This window comes from Nocardia sp. FDAARGOS_372, from assembly GCF_002554515.1.
Lineage (GTDB): Bacteria > Actinomycetota > Actinomycetes > Mycobacteriales > Mycobacteriaceae > Nocardia > Nocardia farcinica.
This window is the reverse complement of the sequence record NZ_PDDW01000001.1, coordinates 3,492,441-3,507,795: the sequence shown is the minus strand read 5'-3', so window position 1 is coordinate 3,507,795 and position 15,355 is coordinate 3,492,441. Positions and strand designations below refer to the sequence as shown.

At 72.4% G+C, this 15,355-nt stretch carries 11 protein-coding genes and 1 pseudogene; 9 read left to right on the top strand and 3 right to left on the bottom strand.

Annotation, left to right across the window (positions count from 1 at the left end; translation table 11 throughout):
• Positions 1-95: 95 nt before the first annotated feature.
• Both CRM89_RS16770 and CRM89_RS16765 read left to right on the top strand, forming a co-directional pair.
• On the top strand, positions 96-1,820 hold the full coding sequence (locus CRM89_RS16770) for a serine/threonine-protein kinase (RefSeq protein ID WP_098084920.1): 1,725 nt from the start codon (positions 96-98) through the stop codon (positions 1,818-1,820).
• A gap of 3 nt (positions 1,821-1,823) precedes the next feature.
• On the top strand, positions 1,824-3,470 hold the full coding sequence (locus CRM89_RS16765) for a serine/threonine-protein kinase (RefSeq protein ID WP_098084917.1): 1,647 nt from the start codon (positions 1,824-1,826) through the stop codon (positions 3,468-3,470).
• A 4-nt stretch (positions 3,471-3,474) separates the two neighbouring features.
• On the opposite strand, the gene CRM89_RS16760 is transcribed toward CRM89_RS16765, so the two are convergent.
• Both CRM89_RS16760 and CRM89_RS16755 read right to left on the bottom strand, forming a co-directional pair.
• Positions 3,475-3,960: a glutathione peroxidase gene (locus tag CRM89_RS16760; protein WP_041560383.1), complete on the bottom strand. Its 486-nt coding sequence runs from the start codon at positions 3,958-3,960 to the stop codon at positions 3,475-3,477.
• Between the two features lie 18 nt (positions 3,961-3,978).
• Complete coding sequence (locus CRM89_RS16755; protein ID WP_098084915.1) at positions 3,979-5,571, bottom strand: succinic semialdehyde dehydrogenase; 1,593 nt, start codon at positions 5,569-5,571, stop codon at positions 3,979-3,981.
• A gap of 226 nt (positions 5,572-5,797) precedes the next feature.
• Here CRM89_RS16755 and CRM89_RS16750 point away from each other — a divergent pair, with 226 nt between their 5' ends.
• The 6 genes and pseudogenes from CRM89_RS16750 (at position 5,798) to CRM89_RS16725 (ending at position 11,294) form a co-directional block, all read left to right on the top strand.
• Positions 5,798-7,267, top strand: a complete 1,470-nt coding sequence (locus tag CRM89_RS16750; RefSeq protein ID WP_098084913.1) for an aldehyde dehydrogenase — start codon at positions 5,798-5,800, stop codon at positions 7,265-7,267.
• 35 nt (positions 7,268-7,302) lie between these two features.
• Complete coding sequence (locus CRM89_RS16745; protein WP_011211197.1) at positions 7,303-8,052, top strand: SDR family oxidoreductase; 750 nt, start codon at positions 7,303-7,305, stop codon at positions 8,050-8,052.
• A complete protein-coding gene (locus CRM89_RS16740) occupies positions 8,049-8,927 on the top strand; it encodes an NAD(P)-dependent oxidoreductase (RefSeq protein ID WP_098084910.1) in 879 nt (292 codons plus the stop codon). Before CRM89_RS16745 ends, CRM89_RS16740 begins: the two co-directional genes overlap by 4 nt.
• A gap of 20 nt (positions 8,928-8,947) precedes the next feature.
• Positions 8,948-9,190, top strand: a pseudogene (locus tag CRM89_RS16735) (carboxymuconolactone decarboxylase family protein); the annotation flags it as partial.
• A 30-nt stretch (positions 9,191-9,220) separates the two neighbouring features.
• A complete protein-coding gene (locus tag CRM89_RS16730) occupies positions 9,221-10,690 on the top strand; it encodes an FAD-dependent oxidoreductase (protein WP_098084907.1) in 1,470 nt (489 codons plus the stop codon).
• Positions 10,691-10,715: 25 nt separating this feature from the next.
• Complete coding sequence (locus CRM89_RS16725; protein WP_011211193.1) at positions 10,716-11,294, top strand: TetR/AcrR family transcriptional regulator; 579 nt, start codon at positions 10,716-10,718, stop codon at positions 11,292-11,294.
• A 26-nt stretch (positions 11,295-11,320) separates the two neighbouring features.
• On the opposite strand, the gene CRM89_RS16720 is transcribed toward CRM89_RS16725, so the two are convergent.
• Positions 11,321-12,034: a hypothetical protein gene (locus CRM89_RS16720; RefSeq protein ID WP_060594559.1), complete on the bottom strand. Its 714-nt coding sequence runs from the start codon at positions 12,032-12,034 to the stop codon at positions 11,321-11,323.
• On the opposite strand from CRM89_RS16720, the gene CRM89_RS16715 reads away from it, so the two are divergent.
• The gene (locus tag CRM89_RS16715; RefSeq protein ID WP_127516235.1) at positions 12,026-15,271 is read left to right on the top strand and encodes a BTAD domain-containing putative transcriptional regulator; all 3,246 of its coding nucleotides are present in this window, start codon (positions 12,026-12,028) and stop codon (positions 15,269-15,271) included. The genes CRM89_RS16720 and CRM89_RS16715 overlap by 9 nt on opposite strands.
• Positions 15,272-15,355 lie beyond the last annotated feature (84 nt).

Genomic DNA, 15,355 nt, shown 5'->3' with positions numbered 1-15,355 from the left:
TCGAGCGGCCGAGCCGGCGCCCGACGACTGCTATGGTTTCGATGTTTTCGTACGCCTCCCGGTGGGTCCCGGGCTGGGCGGGAATTGGAGCAGACATGCTGGCCAGCGGTGAGGTTTTCGCCGGCTATGTCATCGAGCGGCAACTCGGCCGCGGTGGCATGGGTTCGGTGTACCTGGCGAAACATCCGCGGCTGCCGCGGATGACGGCACTGAAGCTGTTGAACCGGGAGATGTTCAACGACAAGGAGGTGCGGGCGCGATTCGAACGGGAGGCGGATCTGGTCGCCCGGCTCGACCACCCCAACATCGTCACCGTCTACGACCGCGGTCTCGAGGACGAGCAGCTGTGGATCTCCATGCAGTACATCGACGGTGTGGACGCCGCCTCGGTCGACCCGCAGACGCTGCCGCCCGCCCGCGCGGTGCAGATCGTCAAGGAGACCGCCGACGCGCTGGATTACGCGCACAGCATGGGTGTGCTGCACCGCGACGTGAAACCGGCCAACATCCTGCTCGCCCGCTCCACCGGCGGCCGCGGTGAACGGGTGTATCTCACCGACTTCGGCATCGCCCGGCTGCGGGACGACACCGGCCACCTCACCCAGACCGGCACCTTCACCGCCACGCTCGCCTACGCCTCGCCCGAACAGCTCACCGGCGCGAGCCTGGATCACCGCAGCGACCAGTACTCGCTGGCGTGCTCGCTGTTCTGGCTGTTCACCGGCAGCGGACCGTTCGCGGCCACCAATCCGGCGCAGGTGATCCAGGGCCATCTCCAGGCGCCGCCGCCCGCGCTGAGCAGCGCGCGGCCGGGCCTGCCGTACGCCCTGGACGGCGTGCTGGCCAAGGCGATGGCCAAGCGCCCGGAGGACCGCTTCGATTCCTGCTCGGAGTTCGCCGCCGCCGCGCAGGCCGCGCTGAGCGGGCAGAGTTCGCCGTCGATGCCGCTGGCGGGCGGGCGGCCGGTGACCGGCCCGCCCATCCCGGTCTCCTCCGGCCCGCACCAGGTCGCCGGTCCGATGACGGGCGCTCCGATGACCGCCGGTCCGATGACCGGCGCGCCGTATCCGGTGAACCACGGCCAGCCGACCAGCGGCCAGCACCCGATGACCGGCGGCCACGGCACCTCCGCCATGCCCCGGCACGGTGCCCCCCAGTACACCCCGCCGGGTTCCTACGGGTTCGCCGGCGCCACCGCGGCCGGGCGTCCCCCGGGCAAGTCCAACACCGGCCTGATCGTGGCGCTCGCGATCGGCGTGGTCGTGCTGATCCTGGTGACCCTCGGCATCATCGGCGCGCTCGCCGGTGACGACACCAGCGCCTCCGACACCGGTACCAGCGTCAGCACCACCGTGCGTCCGGTCGCCGCCGACGCCGCCGCGATCAGCAACGAGTTCCCGCGGATGGTGCCCGCCGAGGCCGATGGCGACACCGGCTACAACGGCGCCACCTGCGGCGCGTACTCCCCGGACCGGCCGTCGGTGCCGACCGAGGGCACGCCGGATTTCGGTGCCTGGGCCTATCAGTGGGACTGCTTCGGCGGCGGCAACAACGAGGACCCGTTCTTCACGATCTACGTCTACAAGTCCGCGGCCGACGCGCAGGCGGCGCTGAACAACCTGCCCGCCGACGCGCAGAAGTCCACCGACACCAACGGCGGCAAGACCTACACGAACTACAAGTTCGACGACAACGGCCCGAAGATGGTCACCGTCTTCACCGGGGAGCCCGACCGCGCGCAGTTCCTGATGTACACCGACGGCATCGTCGGCACCATCGACGAGGTGCTGCGCTGGTGGCGGTCGGCCCCGCTGAACTGACCGATGCTCGAGCAGGGATCGGTCTTCGCCGGGTACACCATCGAGCGGCTGCTCGGCCGCGGTGGCATGGGATCGGTGTACCTGGCGCGCCACCCGCGCCTGCCCCGGTGGACGGCGTTGAAGCTGTTGAACCGGGAGTTGTTCCACGACACCGAGATCCGGGCGAGGTTCGAGCGGGAGGCCGATCTGGTCGCCCAGCTCGATCACCCGAACATCGTCACCGTGTTCGATCGCGGGGTCGAGGACGAGCAGCTGTGGATCTCCATGCGCTACATCGACGGCACCGACGCGGCCGCGCTGGACGTGGCGACGCTGCCGCCGTGGCGCGCGGTGCAGATCGTCGGGGAGACCGCCAAGGCGCTGGACTTCGCGCACGCCCGCGGGGTGCTGCACCGGGATGTGAAACCCGCGAACATCCTGCTCGAACGGGCCGAACCCGGGGTGGGGGAGCGGGTGTATCTCACCGATTTCGGCATCGCCCGGCTGCGCGACGACACCGGCCACCTCACCCGGACCGGCACCTTCACCGCCACCCTGGCCTTCGCTTCGCCCGAACAGCTCTCCGGCGCGCCGCTCGACCACCGCAGCGACCAGTACTCGCTGGCCTGCACCCTGTTCCGCCTGTTGACCGGCACCGTCCCGTTCGCCGCCGACAACCCGGTCGCCGTCATCGGCGGGCACCTGCACCGGCCGCCGCCCGCCGCCGCCGAACTCCGCCCCGGCCTGCCCGCCGCCATCGACGCGGTGCTGGCGCGCGCTCTCGCCAAGGACCCCCGGGACCGCTTCGCCACCTGCCTGGAGTTCGTCGACGCCGCCTGGCGCGCCCTGCTCCCGGGTCGGCCGCAGCCGGCCACCCCGCCCGCCGCGACGCCGCTCGCCCAGCCGAGCGCCGCGGCCTTCCGGGGCGGGCCGCACGGACCGGCGCCGTCGGACGTCCCACCGGTCGTCTATGTTCCGCCCGGGTCGGGGCGCTCCCGCGCGCCCGTCGCCGCGCTGCTGGGGATCGCGGTCGTGGCGCTGGTGCTCGTGGCCGCCGTGGTCGTCGCCATCGACCGTGGTTCCGATGCCGGTGTGCCGCAGGCGCGCCAGACCACCGCGCCCGTGCTGCCGAGCACCGCGATGCCCGGTCCGGCCCCGGGCAAGGACGACGAGGACGACGAGCCCCACGCCGCGGATCTGGCCGCGGTGACCAAGGCGTTCCCCGGCATGACGCCCGAGGTGGACAAGCGCGCCCTCATGCATGTCGGTCCCGGCCACAACGGCACCACGTGTTTCTCCCGCGGCGCCGGGGCCTCGAACGCGATGGACTCCACCGCACCGGATTTCGGCGCCTTCCGCGCCTACTGGTACTGCTTCGGCGGCAGCGACGGCAACAAGGCCAACTACGAGCTGTTCGTCTACGACGACGCCGAGGCCGCGACGGCGGTCCTGGCGACGCTACCCGCGCACACCAGGTCCACCGCCCGGCACGGCGACAAGGCCGTCTACACCAACTATCTGCTCGACGATTCCCCGTCGAGCCTGCGCCCGCGCATGGTCACCCAGTTCACCGGCGACGACAAGCGTGCGCGCTTTCTGCTCTACAGCGTCGGATTCATCGCCACCAGGGAGGAATTCCTGGCCTGGTGGCATGCCGCACCGTTGAGCTGATCGGCTACAACACCCCTTCGAGGGCCGCGACGAGCGCCGGGTCCTGCGGTTCGGTGCGCGGCCGGAACCGGCCCGCCACCTTGCCGTCGCGGTCGATGAGGAACTTCTCGAAGTTCCACTGGATGTCGCCCGCGGTGCCCTCGGCGTCGGCGACCTGGGTCAGCTCCGCGTAGAGCGGGTGCCGGTTCTCGCCGTTGACCTCGGTCTTCTCCAGCAGCGGGAAGTCCACCCCGTAGGTGGTCGAGCAGAACTGCTCGATCTCCTCGGCCGTGCCCGGCTCCTGGCCCATGAACTGGTTGCACGGCACGCCGACCACGCTGAAACCGCGCTCGCCGTAGCTGCGGTGCAGCTCGACCAGGCCGGAATACTGCGGCGTCAGACCGCATTTCGAGGCGACGTTGACCAGCAGCACCGCCTTGTCGCCGACCAGCTCGGCCAGGGTGGTGTCCGCGCCGGAGAGGGTACGCAGCGGGATGTCGCGAATGCTCATTTCGGCCACGGTACCGGATCAGCGCAGCCGGGTGCGGCGCATGAGCCGCAGGCTGGTCAGCGTGGAGGCGATCTGTTTCGGGTAGGGCAGCTGCGCCCGCGCGGTCATCACCTGGCTCTTCAGCACACCGACGTTGACGGTGTCGGTGTACTTCAGCAGGCCCTGGTCGCCGTGGCGGGCGCCGATGCCGGACTGTTTGACCCCGCCCGAGGGCGTGGCCTTGGCCGCGTAGCTGGTGACGAAGCCGTCGTTGACGTTGATGTTGCCCGCGGCCAGCCGCTCGGCGATGCGCAGCGCCCTGGCCCGGTCGCGGCTCCACACGCTGGCGTTGAGTCCGTAGTCGGTGTCGTTGGCCGCCGCGACGGCCTCCTGCTCGGTCGAGAACCGGTAGACGCTGACGACCGGCCCGAAGGTCTCGCTGCGCGCGATCGCCATGTCCGGCGTGACGCCGGTGAGCACGGTCGGTTCGTAGAAGGCCGGGCCGAGGTCGGGGCGGGCCCGTCCGCCGGTGTGCACGGTGGCGCCCTGGGCGCGGGCCTCGTCCACGTGCGCGGCGACCCTGGCCAGGTGCTCCGGGGAGACCAGCGAACCGAATTCCGGTGTGTAGTCGTAGCGCGCGCCCGCCTTGGCGCCCAACTCCGCGGCGGCCTCGGTGAAGCGGCGCAGGAATTCGTTGTGCAGCCGCTCGTGCACGTAGATCCGTTCGATGTGCATGCAGGCCTGGCCGGAGTTGGCGAACACCGCGAACAGCGCGCTGGGCAGCACCGCGTCCAGATCGGCGTCGTCGAGTACCAGCATCGGGTTCTTGCCGCCGAGTTCCAGGCTGCACCCGATGAGGTTGCGGCCTGCGCGCTCGCCGACCACCCTGCCGGTGGCGGTGGACCCGGTGAACATGACGAAATCGCTGTGGTCGATCAGGTCGCCGCCGATGTCGGGACCCTCGCCGCACACCACCTGGAACAACCCCTCCGGCAGCCCGGCCCGGTGCAGCAGCTCGACGCCGAACAGCGCGCACAGTGCGGTCTTGTTGTCGGGTTTGAGCACGATCCCGTTGCCCGCCACCAGCGCGGCGACGGCGTCGGAGAGCGCGAGGGCGAACGGGAAGTTCCACGGCGAGATCACCCCGACCACGCCCTTGGGCCGGTGTTCTTCGATCGAGGTGCTCAGCAGCGGCATCGGCCCGCCGTGCCTGCGCGGTTTCAGCACCCGGCGCGCGGTCCTGAGGTAGTGGCTGATCACCATCGGCACGTCGCAGGATTCCTCGAACGCCATGCGGCGGGTCTTGCCGCAGCCGATCTGGATGAGGTCGGCGATGGTCTCGCGTTCGGTGAGGATGAGTTCGTGCGCGCGGGCGAACACCGCGAGGCGCCGGCGCAGCGGGGTGACGGCCCAGTCCCGTTGCGCGGCGCGGGCGGTGGCGAAGGCGGCGGCGACGTCGGCGGGCCGCGACTGCGGCAGCTCGCCGACCCGCGCGCCGGTGTAGACCTCGATCAGCTGGAACGGTGCACGGGCGTCGGCGCCGTCGCCCGCGCACACACGCGCGGTGAGGCGGGTGAGCAGTGCGGGGGTGATCCGCGGCGGCAGCGTGGCGGTGGACTCGGTGGTGGTCATCGGCTCTCTCCGGAGGTGGGGTGCTCGCAAGCTGGTCACCGGCCGTTCGGTCGTCGTCGTGCGCGCCCGTCCGGTGACCGGGACGGCGGCGTATGGCAACCGATTTCACCGCGATCATCGCACAGCTGTCCTGCGCGGAAGGCGGCAATAGTGAAACATGTTCTTGCGACGGCGTAACCACCTGGACTATATTCCGTACACCTGTCCAGACAGCAACGGAGCGACCATGAGCGGACTTCTGCCCACCGACGGCACGCGCCTGTTCATCGACGGCAAACTCCTGCCCGGCGGTGCGGGCGAGTTCGCGACGGTGAACCCCGCGACCGAGGAGGCGATCGGTACCGCGGCCAACGGCTCGGGCGCGGACATGGACGCCGCCATCGAGGCGGCCAGGACCGCGTTCGACCGGACCAGCTGGTCGCGCGATCACGCGTTCCGGGTGCGCTGCCTCGAGCAGTTGCGCACCGCACTGCAGCAGCGGGTCGAACAGGTGCGTGCGGTCACCGTGGCGGAGGCGGGGGCGCCGGTGATGCTCACCAGCGGACCCCAGTTGGAGGGGCCGGTCGCCGACCTGGCCTTTCCCACCGGCCTGGCCGCCTCCTACGCGTGGGAGACCGACCTCGGCACCGCCAGCCCGATGGGCATCCCGACCCACCGTCGGGTGCGGCGCGAGGCGGTCGGCGTGGTCGGGGCGATCACGCCGTGGAACTTCCCGCACCAGATCACCTTCGCCAAGCTGGGCCCGGCACTGGCCGCGGGCAACACCGTGGTGCTCAAACCCGCGCCCGACACCCCCTGGTGCGCGGGCGTGCTCGGCCCGATCATCGCCGAGGAGACCGACATCCCGCCCGGCGTGGTCAACATCGTCACCTCCGCCGATCATCAGCTGGGCAGCCAGCTGTGCGCGGACCCGCGGGTCGACATGGTCAGCTTCACCGGTTCCACCGCCACCGGTCGCACGGTCATGGCCACGGCGGCCGCCACCGTCAAGAAGACCTTCCTCGAGCTGGGCGGCAAGTCGGCGTTCATCGTGCTCGACGACGCCGACCTGGCGGCGGCGGTCTCGATGGCGGCGTTCTCGGTGTGCGTGCACGCGGGCCAGGGCTGTGCGCTGAGCACCAGACTGCTGGTGCCGCGCGCCCGCTACGACGAGGCGGTGCAGCTGGCCGCCGCCACGATGGGCGGCATCCGGCCCGGTGACCCCGCGGACCCTCGCACCGTGTGCGGCCCGCTGATCTCCGCGCGCCAGCGCAACCGGGTGCTGCACTACATCGACATCGCCCGCGCCGAGGGCGGCCGGATCGTGGTCGGCGGCGGCAGGCCCGCCGAGCGCGAGCGCGGCTACTACGTCGAACCCACCCTGATCGCCGGACTGGACAACACCGCCACCGTGGCGCGCGAGGAGATCTTCGGCCCGGTGCTGGTGGTGATCGGCTACGAGGGCGACGACGAGGCCGTCGCCATCGCCAACGACTCGCCCTACGGCCTGTCCGGTTCCATCTACGGCACCGATCCCGCGCGGATCACCGCCGTGGCCGAGCGGGTCCGCACCGGCACGCTCGGCGTCAACGGCGGCATCTGGTACAGCGCCGACGTGCCGTTCGGCGGCTACAAGCAGTCCGGCATCGGCCGCGAGATGGGCACTGCGGGCTTCGAGGAATACCTGGAGACCAAGCTGATCGCCACCGCGGTCTGAACCCTTCCCACCCAACGACTTCCGAGGAGCCCACCATGGGGCGTTTCACCGACCGAACCGCCGTCGTCACCGGCGCCGCGCAGGGGATCGGCGCGGCCTATGCCGCCGCGCTCGCCGCCGAGGGCGCCGACGTGGTCGTGGCCGACCGCAACATCGACGCGGGCAAGACCGTCGCCGCCGAGATCACCGCCTCCGGCGGCAGCGCGGTGTTCTGCGAGGTCGACGTCGCCGATCCCGATTCCGCCACCGCGCTGGCCGAGACCACGATGCAGCGCTTCGGCCGTATCGACCACCTGGTCAACAACGCCGCCATCTACGGCGACATGAAGCTGGACCTGCTCATCACCGTGCCCTGGGACTACTACAAGAAGTTCATGTCGGTGAACATGGACGGCGCACTCAACGTGACCCGGGCGGTGTACCCGCACATGCAGCGGTCGGGCGGCTCGATCGTGAACCAGTCCTCCACCGCGGCCTGGGTCTACTCCGGGTTCTACGGTGTGGCCAAGGCGGGCCTCAACAGCCTCACCCAGCAACTCGCGGTCGAACTCGGCGGCAGCAACATCCGCGTCAACGCCATCGCGCCCGGGCCCATCGACACCGACGCCACCAAGACCGTCACCCCCGGCAGCATCGTGGCCGACATGGTGAAGCGGCTGCCGCTCAAGCGGATGGGCACGCCGCAGGACCTCGTCGGGGCCTGCCTCTACCTGCTCTCCGACGAGGCATCGTGGGTGACCGGGCAGATCTTCAACATCGACGGCGGACAGATCATCCGGTCATGAGCGACATCCGGGTCGGATTCATCGGATTGGGCAACATGGGCGCGCCCATGGCGCAGCGGCTGCTGGCCTGGCCGGGCGGGCTCACCGTCTGCGACACGCGCGCCGAGGCGGTGGCGCCGTTCACCGACGCCGGCGCCGAGGCGGCGGATTCGGCGGCCGCGGTGGCCGAGCGCGCCGAGATCGTCTCGGTCGCGGTGCTCGACGACGCCCAGGTACGCGCGGTCGTCACCGGTCCGGACGGGGTGCTCAGCACGGCGCGGCCCGGCACGGTGATCGCCGTGCATGCCACGATCGCCGACAGCACCGCCGAGGACCTGGCGGCCGTGTGTGCCGAGCGCGCGGTGGCCTTGGTCGACGCGCCGGTCAGCGGCGGGGCGCCGGGGGCGAACAGCGGCAGGCTCGCGGTGATGGTCGGTGGCACCGAGACGGCGTTCGAGCGGGTCCGCGAGCCGTTCGGCTGCTTCGCCGACCTGGTCGTGCACGCCGGACCGGTGGGTGCGGGCACGCGGATGAAGCTGGCGCGCAACCTGCTGCACTTCGTCGCCTTCACCGCCGCCACCGAGGCGCAGCGGCTGGCCGAAGCGGCCGGACTCGACATCACCGCGCTCGGCAAGGTGGTACGGCACTCCGACGCGGTGACCGGCGGGCCGGGCGCGATCATGTTGCGCGAGCGCACCGGGCCGATCGCGGACGGCGATTTCTGGTCGCCGATTCTGGCCCACGTGCGGGACCTGGGGGAGAAAGATCTGGGATTGGCGCTGGGACTCGGCGAGCGGCTGGGATTGGACCTGCCGCTGGCCCGGCTCGCCCTGCGCGACCTGGGCGCGGGACTCGGCGTCGGCCCCGGCGCCGTCGCGGAAAGGCGGACACCGTGAGCGACAACGACGTCGACGAACTGAGCGCGCGCGATCGCCGGCTGCTGCTGCTCGGCGCCTTCACCCAGCTCGACCGCATCGACGACGCCGCCGAGCAGATGCGCGCCGCGCTCGAGGCGGGCGAACTCACCGAAGCGCAGCTGCACGAGATCGCGATCTTCCTGTGCCACTACACCGGCTGGCCGCGCGGCACCAAGCTCGACATGCGCATCGGCGGCGTGGTCGCGCGCTGGCGCAAGGCCGCGACCGCGGCGCAGAGCTGACCGATTCACGACGACCCCGAGGAAGCAACCATGCCCGATGCCAAGTCCATTCGTCCGCTGCGTGCCGCCGAGGTCACCGAGTGGGGCGCCACCGCCGACGTCGTGATCGCCGGATACGGCATCGCGGGAGTGTGCGCCGCCATCGAGGCCGCGCGCGCCGGGGCGAGCGTGCTGATCCTCGAGCGGACCGGCGGCTGGGGTGGTGCGGCCGCGATGGCGGGCGGCTTCGTCTATCTCGGCGGCGGCACCCCGTTGCAGCAGGAGCTCGGCTTCGAGGACACCCCGGAGAACATGGAGAAGTTCCTGGTGGCCGCCCTCGGTCCCGGGGTGGACAAGGCCAAGATCGCCGACTACTGCCGCGGTTCGGTGGAGCACTACAACTGGCTGGTGTCGTGCGGGGTGCCGTTCAAGGCCGAGTTCTGGGGCGAGCCGGGCTGGGAGCCGCCGCACGACGAGGGGCTGATGTATTCCGGCGGTGAGAACGCCGCGCCGTTCAACACCCTCGTGCCGCCCGCGCCGCGTGGGCATGTGCCGCAGTACTCCGACAAGCGGATCGGCCAGCGCGGCGGCGGATACATGCTGATGAAGCCCTTGGCCGACACCGCGGAATCGCTCGGCGTGCAGGTGCGCTACGACACCAGGATCCGCCGGCTGATCGTCGACGACGACGGCCGGGTCGTCGGCATCGCCGCCACGCAGTTCGGCTCCGAGATCTTCGTGCGCGCCGAGCGCGGGGTCGTGCTGGCGACCGGCAGCTTCGCCTACGCCGACGCGATGGTCGAGGGGTTCGCGCCGCGGCTGATCGGGCGCCCGGCCGCCGCCATCGAGGAACACGACGGTATCGGCATCCGCATCGCCCAGGCGCTCGGCGCCGACCTCGCCCACATGGACGCCACCGAGGTCGCCTTCTTCGCCGACCCGCAGCTGCTGGCCCGCGGCATCCTCGTCAACGGCCGCGGCCAGCGCTACATCCCCGAGGACACCTACCCGGGCCGGATCGGCCAGGCCACCCTGATCCAACAGGACAACCAGGCCTTCCTGGTGATCGACGAGCAGTCCTACGAGGAAGCGCTGGGCACCGTCACCGCGACGCCGTTCTTCCGGCAGCCGCCGACCTGGGCCGCCGAATCGGTCGAGGAGCTGGAGGCGGAGATGGGCCTGCCCGCGGGCGCGCTGCAAGCCACCGTCGACACCTACAACCGGCACGCCGCCGACGGCGCCGACCCGTTGCTCGGCAAGAAGCCGCAGTGGGTGCGTCCGCTGCGCGGTCCGCTCGCCGGCTTCGACATGCGCAACTTCACCGCGGGCTTCACCCTCGGCGGCCTGCGCACCGACCTGGACTCGCGGGTCCTGCACGTGTCCGGCGAGCCGATCCCCGGTCTGTTCGCCGCGGGCCGCTGCACCTCCGGTCTGGCCGCGGGCGGCTACGTCAGCGGTGCTTCCCTGGGCGACGGCAGCTTCTACGGCCGCCGAGCGGGTGTCGCCGCCGCCAAGAATTGATCACCGCCTGATACTGTCTGGACACATGTCCGAAGGAGAATCCAGGGCGGTCGAGGCGACCAGGCGGCGGCTCAGCGGCAAGCAGGCCGATACCGTCGACAAGCTGACCAGGGCGGCGGTGGAGGTGCTGTCCCGCGAGGGATTCGCGGGGATGACGATCCGGCTGGTCGCCGCGGCGGCCGGGGTGGGCACCGCGACCGCCTACACCTATTTCTCCTCCAAGGAACATCTGGTCGCGGAGATCTTCTGGCGCAGGCTGGTGGCCTCGCCCTCCCCGGCCAGCGACTCCGACGACCCGGTGGCGCGGGTGATCGCCGAGTTGCGCAACATCGCCCTGCTCGTCGCCGACGAACAGGAACTCTCGGGGGCGGTCACCAGCGCCCTGCTCGGCCGCGACCCCGACGTCGCCCACCTGCGCGACCGGATCGGCGCCGAGATCCGCAAACGCATCCTGCGCGCCCTCGGCCCCGATCCGGACCCCGACGTCGTCGAATCCCTCGAACTGCTCTACGCGGGCGCCCTCGTCCGCGCGGGGATGGGCTACGGCTCCTACTCCCAGATCGCCGACCGCATCGAGAAATCGGCGCTGATGATCCTGCGGTAGGTCCGGCCGACACGGCCGGCGACCGATCACGCGGACTCCCGCCGGCGGGGGAGCCCGGCCGGGTGCCGCAGCATCAGCAGGCCGATGGCGGCGACGGCGATGCCGCGCGGGGATTCCCAGACGAAGCCGGTGAGATGCTGCACCGCGGGCATGGGCAGGAAGAAGGCGACCATGCCGATCAGGGTCAGCACCGCGATCCAGCGGGGCACCGTGTGGTTGCGCAGCATGCTCACGCCCAACAGCGCCATGCCGAGCAGCATGACCAGGCCGCCGCCCTGGTTGAAGACGAGAAACGCGGTGGTGTCGACCATGTTGTCGTTGTCGGCGATCAGGTGCGCGGTGGCGGGGTCTTCGGCCAGCGGGTGCGCGACGAACAGTTCGATCGCCAGGTGCCCCGCGGCCGTGGTGACATTGCCGAGCAGGTACAGCACGATGCCGACGAACCCGGCGGTGCCGAGGCGCGGCCGCATCCATGCGTACATGCCGGGCAGGCCGAGGATCAGGCCCACCGTGCCGAGCGCGAGCAGGCTCTGCGCGATCGGGGTGCCGGGGCTGGTGAGGGCTTCGACCGAATGGCCCTTGCCGTCGACGATGGGGTGCAGGGTGCCGCCGGCGATGCACAGGACACCGCCGATGGCCAGCGCCGCACCGCACAGGCGCAGTACAGTCTCGCGAGAGGGGCCGGCGGCGACGGTCGGGGCGGCGGCCGGGGTTGGCAGGAGTGCTCGAGTGTGTGTCATGAGGTCAGCGTCGACGAGGGCGCTGGTGTGACGCTGGTGCGCGGCGGGTCCGGCGACCGACCCACCATCGCGGTGCTCGGACCGCTCGAGGTACGCGGTCCGGACGGCACCCCGATACCCGTGCCCGCGCGCAAGCACGCCGACCTGCTGGTGATCCTCGCCGCCGAACGCACCACCCGCAGCGCCGACCACCTGTGCGAACTCCTCTGGCGCGGTCACCCGCCCGCCAGCGCGCTGGTCACCCTCCAGGGCTATGTGGCGCGGCTGCGCCGCGCGCTGCGGCCGCTGCCGGACGTGCGGATCGAGACCGGCCCGAACGGCTACGTGTTGCGCTGCGACGGTTCCGGTACCGACCTCGACCTGCTCGACGTGCTGACCAGGGACGCCAGGGCCGCCCACGCCGACGGCGACGTCGCGCGCACCGTCGCGCTGCTGGAGCGGGCGTTGGCGCTGTGGCGCGGTGAACCGCTGGCCGACGTCGCCGACATCGCCGAGTTGGCCCCCGAGCGGGCCCGGCTCACGCAGCTGCGCGCGGAACTGGTGGAACTGTGCGCCGAAGGGCTGATGGTGCTGGGCCGGGAGCGGCACGCGGTCACGGTGCTCACCGACGAGCATCGGCGCCATCCGTACCGCGAAGGGCTGGGCAGGCTGCTGGCCCTGGCGCTGCGCGGCTGTGGCCGGACCGCCGAGGCGCTGGAGGTGCTGGTCGGATTGCGCGGTCGGTTGCGGGAGGATCTCGGCCTCGACCCCGAACCCGCCACGGTGCGCGTCGAGGAGCAACTGCGCCGCGCGCCCGCGACCGCCGCGCCCGTCGCCGCGCCGTCTCTGCTCGTCGGCCGCGCCGAGGCGGCGGCCCTGCTCGACCGCGCCGACGAACGCGCCCGGCACGGGCTGACCGTCGTGACCGTGCACGGCCCGGCGGGCATCGGAAAGACCGCCCTGGTCGAGGATGCGCTGCGCAGGCACGGCCACCGCGCCTTCGTCACCGCGGGGGTGCGCGGTGCGCCCGCGGTCCCGGTGCTGACGCCGTGGCTCGATCAGGCGGCGCTCGCCGGGCACGCGGTCCCCGACGCGCCGACCGCCCGCGACCTGGCCGCTCTGTTCGCCGAGGTGGTGCGCGAGGCCGGCCGCGCGGTCGCGGTCGTCGACGATCTGCAGTGGGCCGACGCCGATTCGCTCCGGCTGATCGCGGCGGCCATGCGGACCCTGCGCGCCCACCCCGTCCTGCTGCTGCTCACCCTGCGCCCCGGGCCCTACCCCGACGAGGTCGAGACGGCGCTGCGAGTGCTGCGGTCGGCCGGAACCCATGTCACCGTCGAGCTCGGCCCGCTTCCGGACGCGGCCGTCGCCGATCTCGTCACCGCGGCCATCGGGTCCACCGACCCCGCCGCCCGGGACCGGATCGTGGCGCTCAGCGCGGGCAGTCCCTTCGTCGCCGCCCAGCTCGGCGACCTGGTCCGGGCCGGCCGTCCGCTCGACGCCGCGGCCGCCGCCGAGATCGCCGCCGCCAAACTGCGCACCGTCTCGCCCGAGGCCCGCGCACTGGCCGAACTGCTCGCCGTCCTCGGCCCGGACACCCCGCTCGGTCTGCTCGCCGCTGCCGGAAAAGAGTCGGACAGCGGCCTTTTCGACGCACACTTGGCCGAGCTCGTCGCCGCCCGCATCGCGGTGGTCCGCGACGCCCACGTCACCTTCGGCCACGACCTGTTGCGCGCCGCCGTGCTCGCCGCCCTCGGCGACCGGCGCCGGGCCGACCTGCACGGGCGCGCCGCCGATGTCCTGGCCGAGTTGCGCCCGGAGGCGTTGTCGGCCCGGGCGCTGCACCGCAGTGCCGCCGCCCTCGGCGGACGCGACCCGGCCGCCGCCCGCGCCTGCCTCGACGCGGCCCGCGACGCCCTGCGCCGCGACTCCCCGGGCGAATGCGTCGATCTCGCCGAACGCGGCGCCCGGCACGCCGACCCCGCCGACGTGGCCCTGGCCATCGACCTGGACCTGCTGCGAGGCCGGGCGCACCACCGGCTCGGCCACTACGACGCGGCCGCCGCCTGTTTCGACCGCGCAGGCCGCCACTGCGCCGACCGCGCGGACTGGCCCGCGCTGGCCCGCACCGCGCTGCTGGCCGCGCCGCACGGTGTCGGCGGGTACTTCTCCGGATACGGTGTGGTGCAGGCCGGTTCGTCGTCGCTGCGTGCGCAGGTGCTGGCGCACCGGCACGACCTCGACACCGATGTCGTCGCGCAGGTGCAGGCGATCGAGGCCGCCGATCGCGCGATCCACGGCAGCGACGGTGATCTCGACGCGCTCGCCGAGGCGCGGGCCCGCAGTGCGCCGGGCAGCAGGTCGTGGCCGCAGGTGCTGCTCGCGGAATTCCTCTGCCTGTGGGACCCGGCGACGGTGGCCGACCGGCGCAAGATCGCCGAGGAGCTAGAGGACCTGGCCGGGCACGACCGGATGGCCCGCGCCACCGCCCTGCATCTGCGGCGGGTGTGCGCGCTGGAATCCGGTGACCTGCGGCTGGTGCGCCGGCTCTCGGCCGAGTTCGCCCGGCTCGCCGACGGTGGCGGCACCGACCTGGCCGCCACCCAGCTGTGGTGGCAGGTGATGCTGGCCGTCCTGCGCGGCGACTACGCCGAATCCCGCACGCTGATGGCGCGTTTCGCCGCCGATCTCGGCGCGGTGGACGAGCGCGCCCGGCTGCTGGCGGAGGCGTCCATGCTGACCAGCAGCTCGATCGAGCTGTGGCACCGCGGCAGGCTCGCCGAGGTGCTGGCCGATGTCGACCGCATGGCCGAGGATTTCGACGAGGATTTCGCGCTGGTGGTCGCGCTGGCCGCCGCCGAGGCCGGCGACCACCGCCGGGCGCTGGCGGCGGTCGAATCGATCCTGGCGTTGCCGGGCAGGCTGCACGGCCCGCGCGTGGCCGTGCGGGTGCCGCTGTTGACCGAGGCGCTGCTCGCGGTCGGGCAGCGCGCGCCGGACGAGCGCGCCCGGGTGGCCGGGTTCGCCGCCGCGCTCGAACCACTGACCCGCGGCTGGTCCGACACCCTGCTGGTGCAGTGGCCCGGCCTGGTCTGTCTCGGCCCGTCGGGCCTCTACCGCGGCACCGTGCGCGCCCTGCTCGGGCTGCCCGGCGCCGCCGACGAAGTGCGTGCCGCCGAGCAGCGGGCCAGGACGTCGGGCGCGCGGCCGTATGCGGCTCGCGCGGCCGATCGGCTGGCCCGCTGGCCGTTCGCCTGAGCGGAGGTCGGCGCCGGGCGGCCGCGCCCCCGCCGCCCGGCGTACCCGCGCCGGGCACGGTTCCGGGAATTCCCCGATGGCGCG